This window comes from Streptomyces prasinopilosus (genome assembly GCF_001419695.1).
GTDB classification, from domain to species: domain Bacteria; phylum Actinomycetota; class Actinomycetes; order Streptomycetales; family Streptomycetaceae; genus Streptomyces; species Streptomyces prasinopilosus.
The window spans coordinates 1-1,051 of record NZ_LIRG01001037.1 but is presented as its reverse complement, the minus strand read 5'-3'; the positions used below and the strand labels follow the sequence as shown (position 1 = coordinate 1,051).

General features: G+C 71.6%; 2 protein-coding genes. Both read right to left on the bottom strand.

What is annotated here, in order from left to right; all coding sequences use genetic code 11:
* Positions 1 to 18: 18 nt before the first annotated feature.
* Positions 19 to 300, bottom strand: a complete 282-nt coding sequence (locus AOK18_RS29915) for a hypothetical protein (protein WP_055696328.1) — start codon at positions 298 to 300, stop codon at positions 19 to 21.
* 54 nt (positions 301 to 354) lie between these two features.
* The coding region (locus AOK18_RS29910) for a DciA family protein (protein ID WP_055696327.1) at positions 355 to 1,051 on the bottom strand (697 nt) is incomplete at its 5' end.

The window sequence follows — 1,051 nt, the reverse complement described above, 5'->3', positions numbered from 1 at the left end:
GCCGGACGTTCCCCCGGGTCAGTACGCCCCAAATCCGCCGGCTACGGCGAGGAGTCCGAAGAACACTCCGAGGGCAATCTGCGCGTTGAAGTGCAGGCGCTCGCGAGGATTCATGAAGGGGCCTCCGGCTCGCCGGTACTCAATCTCGGCAGCTTCCTGCCCGTACTTGGCAGCCGCGGGCATGCGGCTGTCGCGCCACTTACGGGCGTTGCGCTGCCATGTGAGCCAGGCCAGTGCCAGGTGCGCCACCCCGACGATTCCGAAGATGACGGTGAACGTGTCGTGCGCGGCAGACGACATGTGGGGTTCCCTCCCAGGTTCGTTTCACAGTGTAGGGCGAGTGCCGTGGTGCGGTCAGGCTGCGCCGAACAGCCGCCGGGGCACGTCGCCTCCGGTGCGCTCTTGGCGTTTGCGGGCGATGGCTGCCCGCCGGATCGTCTCGGCGGGGTCGTCCTGGCCGGTGGTGAGCCGGTCGACCTCCCACTCGCCGTCGCGGTGTTCGCCTTCGGGCTGCCGGTGGGCGCGCATGGCGGCTTCCTGCCGGGCGAGGGCTTCGGCGACATAGGGGTTGGTGGGCTGGCGTTCGGGCCGGTGCGCGAGGGCGGCCTCCAGGGTGGCCCGGTAGCCGGGGTGTGCGGTCTCGCGGGTCTTCACCGGCGCGTCCGCGGGCTTGGCCGGCTGGGGCTCCGGGCCGGTGTCGGCGACCGTTGCGGCGCCCCGGGGGGTGAGGACGCGGATGGTGCGGACGGCGGGCCGGCCCAGGGCGGTGTTGAGGTGCTTGGCGAGCTGGTGCTGGAACAGGCGGACCTGGGTGGCGTAGGCGGGGGACGTCGGCCGGAGTTCGAGGATGCCGCGTTCGGGGTCGTAGGCGACGGGCTGGACGGTGGTGGCGAGTTCGGTGGGGGCGATGGTGGGCCACTGGTCGATGAGGTTGCCGCCGTCGAGTCCGGTGTCCCAGCCCTGTTCGGCGGTGAGGCGTCCGAGGATGCTGGCGAGGCCTTGGGGGTCGCGTCCTTCCCCGCGGGCCGGGCGCTGTCTCTTATACCCATGT